The sequence below is a fragment of the Citrobacter europaeus genome, from assembly GCA_020099315.1.
Classification (GTDB): Bacteria; Pseudomonadota; Gammaproteobacteria; order Enterobacterales; family Enterobacteriaceae; genus Citrobacter; species Citrobacter europaeus.
The window spans coordinates 1,976,039-1,989,568 of record CP083650.1 but is presented as its reverse complement, the minus strand read 5'-3'; the positions used below and the strand labels follow the sequence as shown (position 1 = coordinate 1,989,568).

Sequence of the window (13,530 nt, the reverse complement as noted above, 5' to 3'; positions counted from 1 at the left end):
TCGTTTTGGGATTCAGTCATCAGTAAATGCTGATGCCTGTGCTGTTCTTCTTCACCACCATGACCAGCAGGTTACTGATAAAAGCCGGGCTATCACCACCACCACCATTACCCTTAGATGAAACCGTAAAACTCAGGGTCACATTTCCAGATCCTGCTGGCATATCAATGACTGTACTGAATGATTTCGTTGGAATTGCGGGATATGCGTTGTATATCTCTCTGCCGTTGTGCTTCACAACAAGCCCACAATCTGTCCACCGGTCATTACTTGTGGCTGATTGCCCACTTGCTCCTGCAAAAGTGATGGGGGGAATAATTATCTGCCGATCAAAATCGTGATCATCCTGTATCTGGACCGTGAGGGTTCCATTCGGGTAACGCGGGGTACCGGGGAAAGCCCCTCCAACTGCTTTAACGATATCGCCAACAATCTTCTCTGCCCGCATCGTCCCCTTGATGGTGCAGTTTTCCTCAATGGTCACATTGTTGAGAGCACCAGAGTTTGCACTGATATGGCCGCTGATATCCGCATTACGGGCGGTCAGCCTGCCGGCAGGCGTCAGCATAAAGGTCGGCGGGTTCCCGCCGCTGGTGATAGTGGGAGCCGTCAGATACTTGAGGAACACCTCGTTCATAAATATCTGATTCCCCTGAGCCACAAACATCGGGGTCTCATTACCGTTTGCCGGGTCGATAAACGCGATACGGTTTGCTGCCACCAGGAACTGGCTTACCTTCCCTTCTTCCGTGTCTTCCATGCTCAGGCCCAGACCAGCCACATAGTGCTTCCCGTCTTTGGTCTGCTCTATCTTCACGCCCCACATGGCATTCCATTTGTCGTTCGCGTCCTGCCATTCTTTCGAAAACTCATCCAGCCGGCTGGCGTTGTCTTCCGTCAGCTCCACCTTCTCCAGCAGCTCTTTCCCAAGATGGCTTTCGGTGATTTCCCCTTTGAAGAAATCCAGGTAACCCGCCGCATCGTTGCTGGCCTGCCCTTTAGCCTCCACGAACGCCGATTTCCCGACCTGGTTCACGGCCCGGATATAGAAGTAATAATCCTTGCCGGGTTTGATATTCGCGTTTGCTGCAATCCAGTACAGCGCGGTGCCGAGATAACGCGCATCGGTTTCCACCTGGCGGATATCGGCAATCTGCGTATCCGTAAACCAGAATTCATACTGCACTGTGGGGTCATATACCGCCTGGCGCGGGGTGGCGGTTATCTGGAAATAGCCGGGAGTCAGTTCAACATAAGACGGTACTGCGGGTGCGGCGATGCTGAAATCCGTGCTGGCGGGGTCGCCCTGCTGGCCCTGGCTGTTCACTGCCCGGACCGTCAGGGTGTAACGTCCCGGCGTCAGGTTACGGAAAGTGTGCTCCGTTTTTGTCAGGGTCAGGCTGCTGGCCAGCCGGTCGCTGTTATCTTCCGCTTTCACCGTCAGGCGCAGGGAGAAGTTAACCCCCTTAACCACACGCGGGGTATCCCATCGCGCCCGCGCCTGATACTGCCCCTCCTCTGCCAGAATCTCTGTGGTCAGGTGCTGTACGGCAGGCGGCGTATTCGTTATACCGGTGTCCGGAAACGGATCAAACGTCGCCCCGTTGTCCACAATGGATCCTTTCTCCGGAACATGCTGTACGGCGGTAATGGCATACGTGCCGTCATCGTTTTCCCGTATGGCCACACAGCGAAACAGGCGCTGGCGCAGGTCCGGCAGTTTCAGCCCCCACACGCTGTACGCCGCCACGCCATCGGGTAACTGGCTGACGGTCACGCGGTCCGGAGCCGGATGTGCGGTAACTGCTACGGTAACAGGCTGGCCATCGCTGCCCACTAGGTTCAGCACAACATTGCCGCCTGCCGGTATCTCCACCTCACGGTCCAGCGTGAGCGTGCGCGTAAGGCTGTCGACCGACAGGACGCGTCCGCCCACGGTCACACCGGCATAATCACTGTCGCAGACCTCAATGATATCGCCGGGAACGTGGCGTAATCCCTCAGCCCCTACGGAAAAATCCACCGTCTGTGTTTCCAGCAATTCGGTGGTGATGGCCCACAGTCCGGCGCGGTGCGCCTGCCCACGGCTGGTACAGGCGAACGCATCCATCTTCAGAACGTTGCGACCGTAGCGCCGGATGGCAGCATCGTTTTCCACCAGCTCGGTGGACGTTTCCCAGCCGTTATTCGGGTCGGTGTAACGGACCTCGGCGGCATTATGGCGCTCTTTCAGTGCGCTGAAGCTGTGGATGAACGGCGCACCGTCAGCGGGCATGACCACATTACTTTGTGTATAAGTCCAGACTTTATCGGCGGGCCGGTCCTGTACAAACGTCAGGGCGCTGCCGTTCCAGACCGGCATGCAGCGCATCAGGGAACAAAAGTCCCCCAGCACGTCCCACGCTTTACGCTGCTCCGTCAGATACGCATTGCAGGTGATACGCGGCTCAGTCCTGCCAAAACCGTCAGGGACAGGCTGATCGCAGTACTGTGCAATGGCATACAGCGCCCACTTGTCCACATCGGCAACACCAATGCGGCTTCCCATGCCATAGCGCGGGTGAGTCAGCATATCCAGCACACACCAGGCCGGATTATCTGTCCAGGCGGGTTTAAACGTCCCGTCCCAGAGTCCCGTATAAGTCCGCGTTAACGGGTCGTAATTTGACGGCACCGGCACAATACGCCCGCGCAGGAGATAGTTTCGCGTGACCTGCTGGCTGCCAAACTGCTCCGCGTCCACTTTTACGCCGATAACAGCGGTATTCGGGTAACGTTGTTTCACATCGATAATTTCGGTATAGCCCGACCACACCGTTTTGTTCTGCAGCAGGTCTGTCGTACTGTCATCAGTGAGGCGTAGCATGCGGACTTCAAACGGTCGGGGCGGTAAATCATCAATCACCACAGATGCCAGAAACTGCGTGGTCGTTTTACCTGTAATGGTGATATTCCGTTCCACCTGCCACTTACCTTCCCGGCGAAACTGGATCTGCATCTGTACGCTGGTCGGGTTGCGATCGCCTTTGGTACTGGTACTGACCAGCGACTGCACACCAAAGGTAAAGCGCAGACGGTCCAGCGTTTTAGTGGTAATCGTGCGGGTTACCGGCTCTGACTTCTTCACCTCCACACCCAGCAGGGTTTCCGCCCCGGAGTCTTCGAATCCCTCCATCGCGGTTTGCTCATCCTCCCCCACGCGGTAAACCACGGTGACACCATGAACCATCGCGTTACCGTCGCTGTCGAGGACCGGCGTTTTGTTAATTCTGACACTCTTCAGCCCGTCCACAGGACCTTCAATCGGCCCCTCGCAGATGGCATCAACTACCGTCAGCATCTGACTGGATTTCAGGTCGTCAGGAGCCTCATGCGGTGTTTTACTGCTGCCACCACCCTTACCCATAATCTGTTCCCTCTGAAACGACAGAACCGCCCGGAGGCGGTTCTGTGTAAATACAAATATGCTGCAGTAAGTCAGCGACCGATGATCACCACCTGCCCCCCGCCACCTTCATCCCGTGTGCTGATTTCCTGGGAGATCGCGCGGGATCCGACCAGCATTTCACCGTATAACACCGGCAGGGCATTACCCTGCGCCATCATGTTGTCCAGCGACGAAAACCAGGTGTTCTGTTTGCCGTTATCGGTCTGCCGGGACGAGGGGATTTTTGCCTGCGGCGTCAGCATCTGCGCCACACCACCCAGCATCATGGCCGCCCCCATAGAAAACAGAACCGAGGATGCCGAAATAGCACCGGCAGATAACGCTGCTCCCCAGGCGGCCAGTGAAGCCCCTGCTGTAAAAAAGGACGCGGCTATTGCTACTGCTCCCAGCACCACCTGGAACAGACCACCGGATTTAGCCCCAGCCATGCGTGGGACAATATGAATAATGGCACCGTCCGGCAGCGGCTCGTGCAGACGGGCTGACAGGCTGGTTTCATTCACATCCAGGCCCGCAATGCGTATCTGATACCAGCCATCATTCATTTTCTGCCGGAAGCCCGGAACCTGCATGGCCAGCGCGTAAATGGCCTCGGCCCCCGTTTTTATACTGAGGCTGAAGCGGCGGCCAAATCGTTGTAAATCCCCGTGAAGGCAGACTCGTGCCATGCCCGGTGTCGCCATATCGAGTGTGTGCGGCGTTGCCATTTGTCGGTATACCTCTCGCGTTTACTGAGCTGGTCAGGAATATGGTGCAACAGTTCGCCGTCGCCGCAGTAAATCGCAGCATGGTTGGCAACCGATGAACCAAAACAACAAATCAGAATGTCTCCGGGCTGGGCCTCTGTGGCATTCACCCGGTAAAAACCGGTCGCCTCCAGATTATCCAGATACAGATTATCCCCCTGCTTCCACCAGTCCTCCTTCCGCGCAAAATCCGGCATCTCAATACCGGCCAGATGGTACGCATCGCGGAACAGGGTGTAACAGTCCGTCACGCCATGCTCAAATGCCCGCCCGGTGAGAAACGGCATGCAACGAAATTTGTATATCCGGTCATCGCAGACCAGCCACCACGGCAGGTCACTCTGAACCTGCAGGCGGCGATCAACATCGCTGAGAAACGGCAGTCCATCGGGATGGCTGTGGACCAGGGCCACCACATCGCCTGCCGCCTGCACCTGAAGGTAATCTGCCGGATCCATGCGGAAATACATTGTCGGTTCAGCGGAAAGATTCTGGCAGGGAAAATACAGCTCCCCGGCAGGTGTCTTCACCACATAGCCGCACGATTCAGCCGGCGCACACGCAGCGGCATGCGCCAGGATAGTTTTGTTCATGGGTGTATCCATCAGGAAAGACGGTTAATCGAAAGGAAGCAGCCGATGCGCGGCAGGTTATCACGCAGCTCGCAGCCGGTACGGCATTTGCTGCAGACATCTTTTGCCGGGTCTGCCGTGGGTTTGTCAAATTCATCCGCCACAGGCGGCCCGGCATACCCACACTCCTCAGAACGGTAGGTCCAGTTGCAGACATCAGCCAGCATGATCCGCGCCGGAAACACGCTGCCGTCCGTTTCGGTCGGTGTGGCCAGTACGAAGGTCGCCGTGGTGGCTTTCAGCTCTGACAGTTGTTCAATCACCCAGCGGCTGACTACTTCCTGTTCCGGATCGGCCTCCGGGTTGCCGCCTGTAAAGTTCACCGCATCGAGAAAACGGGCGTACACAACATGCCTTACCACCGTGGCCCCGACGAGGCTCTGCATATCTGCCGCAAGTCCCGTAACCATGCCAAACAGGTTCGACACCGCCAGCGTCGGGCGGGCGGTAGTCCCTTTCCCTACCAGGTCGAACCCGGTTCCCTGTATCGGGTAAACGTCATACTTCCGGCCCTGCCAGGTGACCGGCTCGCCCCTCTCATTCAGTTCATTTGAAAAATAGTAACGCTGGCCACCAAAGGCCGTCAGGTCGATTTCCCACAAATCAATGCGGGCCGACTGTTCGGTTTTCGTGGTTTCGTTGAGGGTGTTCTGAGGAATATCCTGCATAAGGATCCTTAAGCAATGACCTGCTCAAATTTACAGCTGAAATCGGAATACGTGACGTTGTCCGTAACAGACCACTCTCGGCAGACAACTTTAATCGTGCGGTTGTATTTTGGTGGTCGCCACAGAAAGGCTTTATATCCCCCGTGCTCCGCCAGAAACGCTTCAAGTGCGGTGCGGGAATTGTCCGACGTGATACGGAAAACAGGCTGGAAGTTAATTAACTGATGGTTGAGTCCGGTCGGGCGACGTTGCTCATAACCATCCCCAAATTTAATGGTTGTCACCGAAGGGGAAACAGACGACTGCATCCCCTCCCTGGGTGCCCAATGAAAGGTTTTCACTTATCCTCCCGCCAGCATGCCGCCATCGCGGCCCTGAGTTCTCAGGATACTCATGACACGCGTGTCGATCATTTTGACCAGCATCTGCGATGCCTGCGGCCCTATCTCCCCGTTTTGTCCGTCATTCTGAATGGCAATGTGATACACAGGTGAATAAGCAATCCCCCCATTCATACCACCACCAGAAGAACCAGGGTCACCCAGCGCCCTGACACCCAGCGTACCGTCAGTCGTTTTCGCCAGAGGCATAATGGCTTCCGGACCAGCCTCACCAAACACGCCAGCCCCCTTTGCAAAAGCAAACAGGGTCGGGCTGTCATAGATGCCGTTGCTGTAGGCACTTAATGAAGGTGAGTCATAAACACCGCCCTTCGCATTAAAACTAAAACTGCTGCCAAAACTGCTGATGGCCGTGCCGGTGCTCGCGGTGACTGCGCCGCCAAAAAGACTGCCGCCGATACCCATGATGGATTTCAGGATGGTGTTGGTAATCAGCGCCTGCGCTGCCATATCGACAAGGTTTTTAATCACCGACTGTGTCAGGGAGGCAAATAACCCAATCATCCCGTCCCGGAGTGTCTGTGTACCATTCAGCATGCCGGTCAGCATGTTGGAGGTTCGCTCCTGGGTGGTTTCCATCAGGCCAATGGCGAGGCTGTTCAGGTTTCCCTGCGACTTATAAAGCTCCACCGCCGTCTGGTACTGCGCATCAGCGGAATCTTTATCCGCCTTTTGCTTCAACAGTTCGTACTGCTCTTTGTTGATCGCATCGTTCTGGTAAAACGCCTGCAGCAGTGACTGATGCTCGGCCAGTTGATTGCGCAGTTCTGCCAGCGGATCAACCATCCCGGCGATATCAATCAGAGGGGCAGACATTGCCGCTGCCTGTGCCTGTAACAGTTCGCGGGCCGTACTTTGTGCCAGCGTGATTCTGGCCGTCTGGTATTCCTTTTCATCCAGAAGACGGGCATTCAGGAGCGACTTCAGCTCCTGGCTCGCTTCACGCTCTTTCGTAAGAGTTGCTCTGGCTGGCGCATACTGTTCTGCCAGTTCGAGGCGCTGTTTCTGATAGTTTTCAGCATTCAGCAGCAAAGTCTTCTGAATATCAGCCTCGCTGGCTCCGTCAGCGCGGGCGGCTTCAAGAAGTTTTCTGGCGCTTTCTTGCTCCTGCAGGTTGATACGTCCGAGACTGGAGGCATGCGCCGCTTCGATTTCACGCCGCAGTTGCTCATACTGGTTAACCTTCGACTTTTGCCCCTTTCCAGTATCCCCGCCTTCCCCGGTCCAGGGGGTATCAGGTTTATCGCTCCCTGTTTCATTCCCTGGTTTATCCGGCTTCGGTGTGGGATCGAGTTTCCCTGATTTAGCTTGTTCTATGGCCTCTTTGACAATTTTTTGCCGTTCTTTGAGGAGTTTTAACCCCTGTTCAACGGCATCCAGATCCCCTTTGTAGCGGGTTTTATCGTTCTGTACGCCTTTAAGTTGTCCGAACGGATCGAAGCCACTCAATCCATCAATACGGCTTTCCGCATCCTGAATTTCTTTAATCAGTTTATTTCGCTGAATAACCTGATTCTCAAACTGTTCATCAATGTCCAACTGCTTCACGTTGAGCTGGTTAAGCGACAGTTTTTTGAGTTCTTCATTCGTTTCAACAACAGCATTTTTCAGGTCAATCGCCGACTGGCGGGCGTTCTTCGCCTGATTATGGAAATAGAGCAGCGCCGAACCGGCCAGCATCGCTGCGCCCACAGGACCGCCCAACAGTGCCAGCGCCCCTCTGGCCATACCTACCGCTGCAGAGGCTGCGCGGGCTGAAACGGAAAGCTGTTTATTGGCTGCATTCAGCTGGCTCTTTGCCTGGGTGGAGAGCAGTGTCTGCTCGGTTTCCTGGCGAATTAAGCGGTTAAACTCGCTCTGGTAACTCACGTTAAGGCCAAATTGCCTGGCGCTTTTCTCCATTTCCCGATAACGCCCGAATTCTGCGTTATTCTGCGCCAGCGTGGCAGCGGTACTTTCCAGCGTTTTTCGCGCCATATCGGCCTGCGCCATCGCGCTGGCCCTGACTGCCTGCTGCTGCTCAACCCAGGCACCGATGTTCCCCCTGATACCTGCCGTCAGTTTTGTCGCCAGAACAGGAATCAGCGTATACAGCGCAACGTTAGCTACTGTATTGAAATTATCCGTCAGGCCATTAATGGCATCGGTAACGGTCTGAACACCACTGCGCAGCGGGCCGTTTCCGCTCTGTCCTACCTTAATAATCAGACCTTCAAAAGCCGAAGTCAGGCTGAGAAGATCGCCGTTCAGGTTATTTACCCTGATTTCGGCCTGCTCATGCGCGGTCTGCGTACCGGTCAGGGCGGCGGTCAGCGACTCCACCTTCTCGCGGTTCTGCACCAGGATGGATGCTGCGCTGAGGTTTTCCACCCCGAACAGCTTTACGGCCTGTTTTGTTGACAGGTTTTTTCCCGCCAGATTCTCCAGCGCCTGGCTCAGCCCGACAACAGAAGGCTTCAGGGTCTTATCCGTTCCTTTCTCCAGATTCAGGATCACGTTGCGCAGTGCGGTCCCGGCTTCGCCGCCTTTCACTTCGCGCTCCGCCATTACCTGTATGGCGGCATTGAGGGTTTCAAAACCCACGCCAGCCTGTGCCGCTGCCACCCCGCCATTTTTAATCGCGGCAGCAGTATCGGCTATCTCCGACGAGCCAAATTTCGCGCCAGCAGCCAGCACGTTGATATACCGGTCGGCTTCACTGGCTCCCGCCCCAAACTGGTTTAATGACAGGGCCAGCGTTCGGGTGGCATCCGGAAGCGTGGTCCCAGCGGCCTGGGCCAGCGTTAACGCGCTTTTGGTCGCCGCCGTCAGCCCCGCAGAGGTGCTCAGCAGTTCAGGCTTTGCCGAAGCCATCAGCTTAATCGCCTCAGCGGCCTGTGATGCGCTGTATTCCGTTGTGCGGCCCATTTCCTGCGCCGCCTGATCGTACAGTTTCATCTGCGCACTGGTGGCACCGGTGATAGCCTGCAAATCCGACAACGACTGGCTGTACTGCCGCGTGGTGCTGATAATGGTACCCAGCGATAAACCCGCCCCGGCAAAACCTGCCAGCCTGCCTGCCAGCCCCGATACCGAAGCAGAAACACGCTTATAGGCATCCTCCGTCTTTTTCGCATCGGCCTGGGCATTGCGGTTAAACTGGCGTGACTGACTCTCAGCGCTGCCGTAGGCGCTCATCAGCTGCGATTTAAAGTTCGCTGCATTCAGATGCAGCCCAACGGCAAGAGAGGCAACGTCACCCATTACATTAATACCTTCATGACTGCCGCACACTGCGCATCCAGACTCTGGTTCGCTGCTGCGGGTGATTTAACAGGGGGCGGGTTATTGTCAGAACCTTCTGGCGAAGGCTTTTTGAAAATGCCCTGTTTGAGGAAGAAAGCACGCCAGTGAAAAAGCGTGTCAGCCGGAAGTGCCGCAATTTTTGACGGGTCAGGCTCGCCCCAGCGGTCGGCCAGCCAGAAAATCAGCTCCAGCCAGGGCGAGTCACTCAGTTTTTTTCGGCGGTTTCCAGCTTACCGATGCCGTGCTTTTTCACTTTGTCGATGGCATCCAGAAGCGCAACGTTATCGTGTGCCGCCAGCAGCTCCTTCGCCGTGGGTTTGTCTTTGGCTTTAATCGGGGAGCCGTCAGGCTGAACCAGACTGTCGATAACAATCTGTACGCTCAGCTCTGACGCCATGCGGGCGTTGCCAGAGGTCTGTGCCTCGATGAGCGCATCTTCATGATCAATAAGCTCAGCCGCCGTCAGCCGGCGAAGGTAAACCTTTGTACCGAAGATTTCGGTTTTAATTGGAGAGGGTTTTGCGCTGAGCAGGGCCTTTTTCAGTTCGGAGAGGCTAAATTCAGACATGATGTATCCTGTTTTTCAGACGAAAAAAAACCGCACGGAGGCGGTGTGTAACGGGGAAAAGGATTACGCGCCGGCATCTGGCGCCGGGGCGGCAATTCCCCATTTAATGTTATTTTGCTTACCCTGCACCGTAATCTGGATAACTTCACTGGCAGGCGCTGTGATTTCGTTCATCTGCCAGCCTGAAAGCGCAAGGATCATTGAAGCCGTTCGTTTGTTCGGCAACTCAACATAAAACTGAACGGTCTTACGCTGTTCTGCAGCATTGAGGAATGCGGTGAAATCTTCGTTTTCCGGGTCGTCAATGAAGCCCAGCGATTTCTCCGGGCCTTCAGGCAGGTCTGACACCGACTGCTTACTCTTGTCCAGCAGGGTGGTACAGTCGACAAATCCTCCCGTCTGACCTGTCGCGCCCAGCGCCTTACAGTTAATCAGAGGTTTCAGCGCAGCCACTGCGGCCCCTACTTCGCCAAACTTCACCACCGTCCCGGCAGGAAGCATTGCATACTCAGGGGATGATTTTGGCGTGTTATTTTCATCAGCCATAATGATTCTCTCTTAAATAGTGGGCAGCGGTTGCTACCTGTTCTGAATGCCATTGCGGATTTCTACGGTCAGAATGCGCAGAACCTGCCGGACGTTGTAATCCAGTGCCGGGCGGATGAACGGATCGGCAACCTGTTTCACCGTACCGAACTCCTGGGCCAGTGCTTTCATGTAATGCTTTTTGCTGGGGCCAACCCGAAGGATGACCACCGTATTTCCGCGACCTTTCCGGGTGGATGAACGAATTTTGATGGAATCACGCATATGCTCTGCAGAGGACGCATCGTCGAAGCCGGCATGTTGTTTCATGTCTTCTTCAACCACTTTCAGCGCCTCACGCCCTGCATCACGTAACACCTTCATGCCGACCTTTTCACCGAGCGCGGTAAGCTGCCGCTCCAGCTCGTCCAGCCCTTTTACGTCCATAGTGATCATGGTGAAGCTTCCCGGTAGTGAAAGGTAAAATCCCGGACGAGCCGGTACTGAATATTGCCGCTGGTCAGTACCAATTTACTCTGCTGTATTCCCCCCCGGACCACATTCTGTACGGGAAAGCCCTCCAGCTGGCCATGCACGATAGCGGTCCATTCCGCGCTGATTTCCTTATCCAGCTGTAACAGGCGGGTGTAGTCATTAAGCAGATGAATCGATATCTGGAAGCGCCCAGCAATCAGGCCTGTGCGCAACAGTCCGGCGTACAGCTCCGGATCGGAAATACACTGGTAAGTAATTCCCTCCTGCAGTTCATCAGGCAGGAGCAGAGGGTAAACATCCAGCCCGGTCAGGCGTTCAAGTGCTGTCTTTAATGCCAGCTCGATCATGACGTGCGTCTGCCTCCCCTGTGATGATGATGCGGTCCGCAAGACGTTCGACGTTACGAACGGTATAAACCCGGTCAGACGTCGTTATTTTCCAGTCGATATCAATATTCAGGTTCGGATGAGTGGTAAAAAGACACGTTTCAACAACCTGCTGTTGATCCAGTGTGCGGATCTTTCTGCCCGACACCAGTTCGCGCTTCGCCCAGGCTTTCCCGGTCGCGACCAGTTGTTCCGGCAGATGTTCACCCAGCGGCCCCCGGCCGGATTGCATATACCCAATCGAAAGACGGCAGGTCATCTCTTCCGGCTTCAGGCTCATACGGTGTTCTCCTGCAACGGGAAAAGAAGGTGCCGGACCGCAGCCGTCTCCAGCCACTGACCGGTGAAACCATTCAGATACGCATCCCCGACCAGATACTGCATGGCCAGCTGGATATCTTCATCCGCCACAAAACCGCGTACACCTTCCGGCAGCGCCTGCAGTTCGTCATCGCTTCCCACCAGTTTGCAGTAGTAGTCACGCTCAATACTCTTCTGCGCCGCCGCCACCATATTAGTGAGCATGCCGTCATGCTCCGTGAAATCCGGCTCCAGACGGAGCTGGGTTTTCACATCATCCAATGTCAGTATCATGGTCATCGGCTCCCTTGCGGGGACTCAGCGCCTTTTCCGCATCTTCTGGCCATACCGCAATATGGCGTTCAACCAGTTTTTCTGCGTACTCAGCATCAAAACAGGCCGTATCACCGCGTGAATAACGATGATAGGGTCCCAGGAAAAAAACCGCTTTCCGCGCCACTTCTGCTCCCGTCAGGCCCGTGGCCCCGTTTGCTTCACTTCCGGTCAGTTCAACACCCGCATTATCTGAACCCGCTGCGGTATTCTGACCGTCATCCCCGTCCACTGAATTTTCCGGCGTCAGTTCATCCGGTTTTTTCACATCACCGGCTGCAGCCGCCGCTGCTTTTGCTGCTTTCGTTGTCATCGTTTTGCTCCTGAAAAGAAAAAACCCGCTGCTGCGGGCCTGGGGGATTACGTGCTTTTACTCTGTGCGACCGTGGTCGCACAGAGTGCAGGACCGGTTAAAACAGCACTTTTGTCCCGAGTACAAGACCTTCCGGATGACGGAAGCCGATGTCGTGCTCCGTCACCACGCGGATCAACGACTGGTTACGGGAGAACGCGGAAACCAGATTGCCATCCCCGTCCTGGTAGGAGGCTTCCTGCGAGAACGACACCTTCATGTTGCCGTCTTCACCGATAACCACATCATTAAAGTCCGCGAAGTAAATTTCCGACTCTTTGCCTGCGTCACCGAGGTTTGCCGGGATAGCGCTGGTACGCTGAATCTGAAATCCCTTCAACATCCCCTGGGCCATTTCCGGGTAGACCTTGTTACCGTTACCGTCGCGCAGACCGAACAGTTTCATGTAAGTCCGGTTCGACATGCCCCAGCCGCAGCTGATCATGTTGCTGTTCCCGTCCATAGCCATCAGGATAATGTTGTCGAGATAGGTATCAATCGTCTGCAGATTAACCTCTGCAGCAGCTTCCCACGGCAGCAGGCGGTTCCACTCAGTTGCCCGCGCTTTCATACCGACAGGCGTATCACCGGTACCGTCATCGCGCATAAAGGCTTTATCTTCACGAACAGAAATCGCGGTCAGAATATCCTGCAGGACCAGCTGCTCCACGTTGTAGCCAGCACGACCAATCAGCTGGTTGGAGATAGGCACCATTGCAATCATGGTTTTCGCAGTGAGTTTCACATCATCGAAGCGCGCTTCTGATGTTTTCGCATCCTTGCCTTCCCCGGTGTAGCTCGCCGTCGCACCACCGGCCAGACGCGGCAGCGCCATATTGCCGTTCGGCAGCGGAATGGAGCGCGCGCCCAGCTTACGGACGATGGTGCGATCGCGCAGCAGTTCGATCACCTCGCTGTGCAGGTTTTGCGGAATAAGAACGCCACCTGACGCGGCGGCAGTGTTGATGGCCATCGAGACAGACGGGTCATTCAGTTCTTCAGCTGCAAATTTAGCAGCATCCTGGACGTTACCCTGTGCTGCCGCAATCGACATCACCAGACGGGTCATTCCTGCGCCGGTATATTGCTTTGGCTCTGCTTTAACGCTGATACCCGGAGCCTGTTGTGTACCTTTAACCGGTTTGGCAACAAGCGCTGCAGCACGTTCAGCTGCTTCCAGACGCTCCATTTTGGCACTGATATCTGTAAACTGCTGCTGCAGGCTGGCAAATTCGGTTAACTGCTCCGCTGTCAGCGTTCCACCGGTAGTTTCAATCGTGGCCAGGGCCTGTACCTGTTCATTAATACCCGCACGCTGACGACGTAATTCTTCAATCTGTGGCATAGTTTTCTCTCTTTTTGGCATAAAAAAAGCAGCCAACAGGCTGCTT

Annotated in this window: 14 protein-coding genes; all 14 read right to left on the bottom strand. The window is 55.3% G+C overall.

Annotated elements, in window-relative coordinates:
• Nucleotides 1–19: 19 nt before the first annotated feature.
• The 14 genes from LA337_09395 to LA337_09330 all read right to left on the bottom strand — a co-directional run bounded on the left by LA337_09395 (nucleotide 20) and on the right by LA337_09330 (nucleotide 13,484).
• Nucleotides 20–3,406, bottom strand: a complete 3,387-nt coding sequence (locus tag LA337_09395; protein ID UBI17879.1) for a host specificity protein J — start codon at nucleotides 3,404–3,406, stop codon at nucleotides 20–22.
• 71 nt (nucleotides 3,407–3,477) lie between these two features.
• The gene (locus LA337_09390; GenBank protein ID UBI17878.1) at nucleotides 3,478–4,155 is read right to left on the bottom strand and encodes a tail assembly protein; all 678 of its coding nucleotides are present in this window, start codon (nucleotides 4,153–4,155) and stop codon (nucleotides 3,478–3,480) included.
• Nucleotides 4,053–4,787 carry a C40 family peptidase gene (locus tag LA337_09385; protein ID UBI17877.1) on the bottom strand — a complete coding sequence of 245 codons (735 nt, stop codon included), beginning with the start codon at nucleotides 4,785–4,787 and terminating at the stop codon, nucleotides 4,053–4,055. The genes LA337_09390 and LA337_09385 overlap by 103 nt, the downstream gene beginning before the upstream one ends.
• 11 nt (nucleotides 4,788–4,798) lie before the next feature.
• The gene (locus LA337_09380; GenBank protein UBI17876.1) at nucleotides 4,799–5,494 is read right to left on the bottom strand and encodes a phage minor tail protein L; all 696 of its coding nucleotides are present in this window, start codon (nucleotides 5,492–5,494) and stop codon (nucleotides 4,799–4,801) included.
• Between the two features lie 8 nt (nucleotides 5,495–5,502).
• Nucleotides 5,503–5,835 carry a phage tail protein gene (locus tag LA337_09375; GenBank protein UBI17875.1) on the bottom strand — a complete coding sequence of 111 codons (333 nt, stop codon included), beginning with the start codon at nucleotides 5,833–5,835 and terminating at the stop codon, nucleotides 5,503–5,505.
• Nucleotides 5,836–9,138: a phage tail tape measure protein gene (locus LA337_09370; GenBank protein ID UBI17874.1), complete on the bottom strand. Its 3,303-nt coding sequence runs from the start codon at nucleotides 9,136–9,138 to the stop codon at nucleotides 5,836–5,838.
• Between the two features lie 247 nt (nucleotides 9,139–9,385).
• Nucleotides 9,386–9,748, bottom strand: a complete 363-nt coding sequence (locus tag LA337_09365; protein UBI17873.1) for a phage tail protein — start codon at nucleotides 9,746–9,748, stop codon at nucleotides 9,386–9,388.
• A gap of 63 nt (nucleotides 9,749–9,811) precedes the next feature.
• Nucleotides 9,812–10,294 (bottom strand): phage tail protein, encoded by a 483-nt coding sequence (locus LA337_09360; protein UBI17872.1) that lies wholly within the window; start codon nucleotides 10,292–10,294, stop codon nucleotides 9,812–9,814.
• A 33-nt stretch (nucleotides 10,295–10,327) separates the two neighbouring features.
• Complete coding sequence (locus LA337_09355) at nucleotides 10,328–10,729, bottom strand: HK97 gp10 family phage protein (protein UBI17871.1); 402 nt, start codon at nucleotides 10,727–10,729, stop codon at nucleotides 10,328–10,330.
• Complete coding sequence (locus LA337_09350; GenBank protein UBI17870.1) at nucleotides 10,726–11,115, bottom strand: hypothetical protein; 390 nt, start codon at nucleotides 11,113–11,115, stop codon at nucleotides 10,726–10,728. Before LA337_09350 ends, LA337_09355 begins: the two co-directional genes overlap by 4 nt.
• Nucleotides 11,084–11,434 carry a head-tail adaptor protein gene (locus LA337_09345; protein UBI17869.1) on the bottom strand — a complete coding sequence of 117 codons (351 nt, stop codon included), beginning with the start codon at nucleotides 11,432–11,434 and terminating at the stop codon, nucleotides 11,084–11,086. Before LA337_09345 ends, LA337_09350 begins: the two co-directional genes overlap by 32 nt.
• Nucleotides 11,431–11,748 carry a head-tail connector protein gene (locus LA337_09340; protein ID UBI17868.1) on the bottom strand — a complete coding sequence of 106 codons (318 nt, stop codon included), beginning with the start codon at nucleotides 11,746–11,748 and terminating at the stop codon, nucleotides 11,431–11,433. The genes LA337_09345 and LA337_09340 overlap by 4 nt, the downstream gene beginning before the upstream one ends.
• A complete protein-coding gene (locus LA337_09335; protein ID UBI17867.1) occupies nucleotides 11,729–12,100 on the bottom strand; it encodes a hypothetical protein in 372 nt (123 codons plus the stop codon). Before LA337_09335 ends, LA337_09340 begins: the two co-directional genes overlap by 20 nt.
• Nucleotides 12,101–12,197: 97 nt before the next feature.
• On the bottom strand, nucleotides 12,198–13,484 hold the full coding sequence (locus LA337_09330) for a phage major capsid protein (protein ID UBI17866.1): 1,287 nt from the start codon (nucleotides 13,482–13,484) through the stop codon (nucleotides 12,198–12,200).
• Nucleotides 13,485–13,530: the final 46 nt, after the last annotated feature.

Excerpts from the sequence above, each read along its gene's own strand:
- LA337_09395 (UBI17879.1), bottom strand. The coding sequence starts at position 3,406 with ATGGGTAAGGGTGGTGGCAGCAGTAAAACACCGCATGAGGCTCCTGAC.
- LA337_09345 (UBI17869.1), bottom strand. The coding sequence starts at position 11,434 with ATGAGCCTGAAGCCGGAAGAGATGACCTGCCGTCTTTCGATTGGGTAT.
- LA337_09380 (UBI17876.1), bottom strand. The coding sequence starts at position 5,494 with ATGCAGGATATTCCTCAGAACACCCTCAACGAAACCACGAAAACCGAA.
- LA337_09340 (UBI17868.1), bottom strand. The coding sequence starts at position 11,748 with ATGATACTGACATTGGATGATGTGAAAACCCAGCTCCGTCTGGAGCCG.
- LA337_09350 (UBI17870.1), bottom strand. The coding sequence starts at position 11,115 with ATGATCGAGCTGGCATTAAAGACAGCACTTGAACGCCTGACCGGGCTG.
- LA337_09365 (UBI17873.1), bottom strand. The coding sequence starts at position 9,748 with ATGTCTGAATTTAGCCTCTCCGAACTGAAAAAGGCCCTGCTCAGCGCA.
- LA337_09370 (UBI17874.1), bottom strand. The coding sequence starts at position 9,138 with ATGGGTGACGTTGCCTCTCTTGCCGTTGGGCTGCATCTGAATGCAGCG.
- LA337_09355 (UBI17871.1), bottom strand. The coding sequence starts at position 10,729 with ATGATCACTATGGACGTAAAAGGGCTGGACGAGCTGGAGCGGCAGCTT.
- LA337_09335 (UBI17867.1), bottom strand. The coding sequence starts at position 12,100 with ATGACAACGAAAGCAGCAAAAGCAGCGGCGGCTGCAGCCGGTGATGTG.
- LA337_09390 (UBI17878.1), bottom strand. The coding sequence starts at position 4,155 with ATGGCAACGCCGCACACACTCGATATGGCGACACCGGGCATGGCACGA.
- LA337_09385 (UBI17877.1), bottom strand. The coding sequence starts at position 4,787 with ATGAACAAAACTATCCTGGCGCATGCCGCTGCGTGTGCGCCGGCTGAA.
- LA337_09360 (UBI17872.1), bottom strand. The coding sequence starts at position 10,294 with ATGGCTGATGAAAATAACACGCCAAAATCATCCCCTGAGTATGCAATG.
- LA337_09330 (UBI17866.1), bottom strand. The coding sequence starts at position 13,484 with ATGCCACAGATTGAAGAATTACGTCGTCAGCGTGCGGGTATTAATGAA.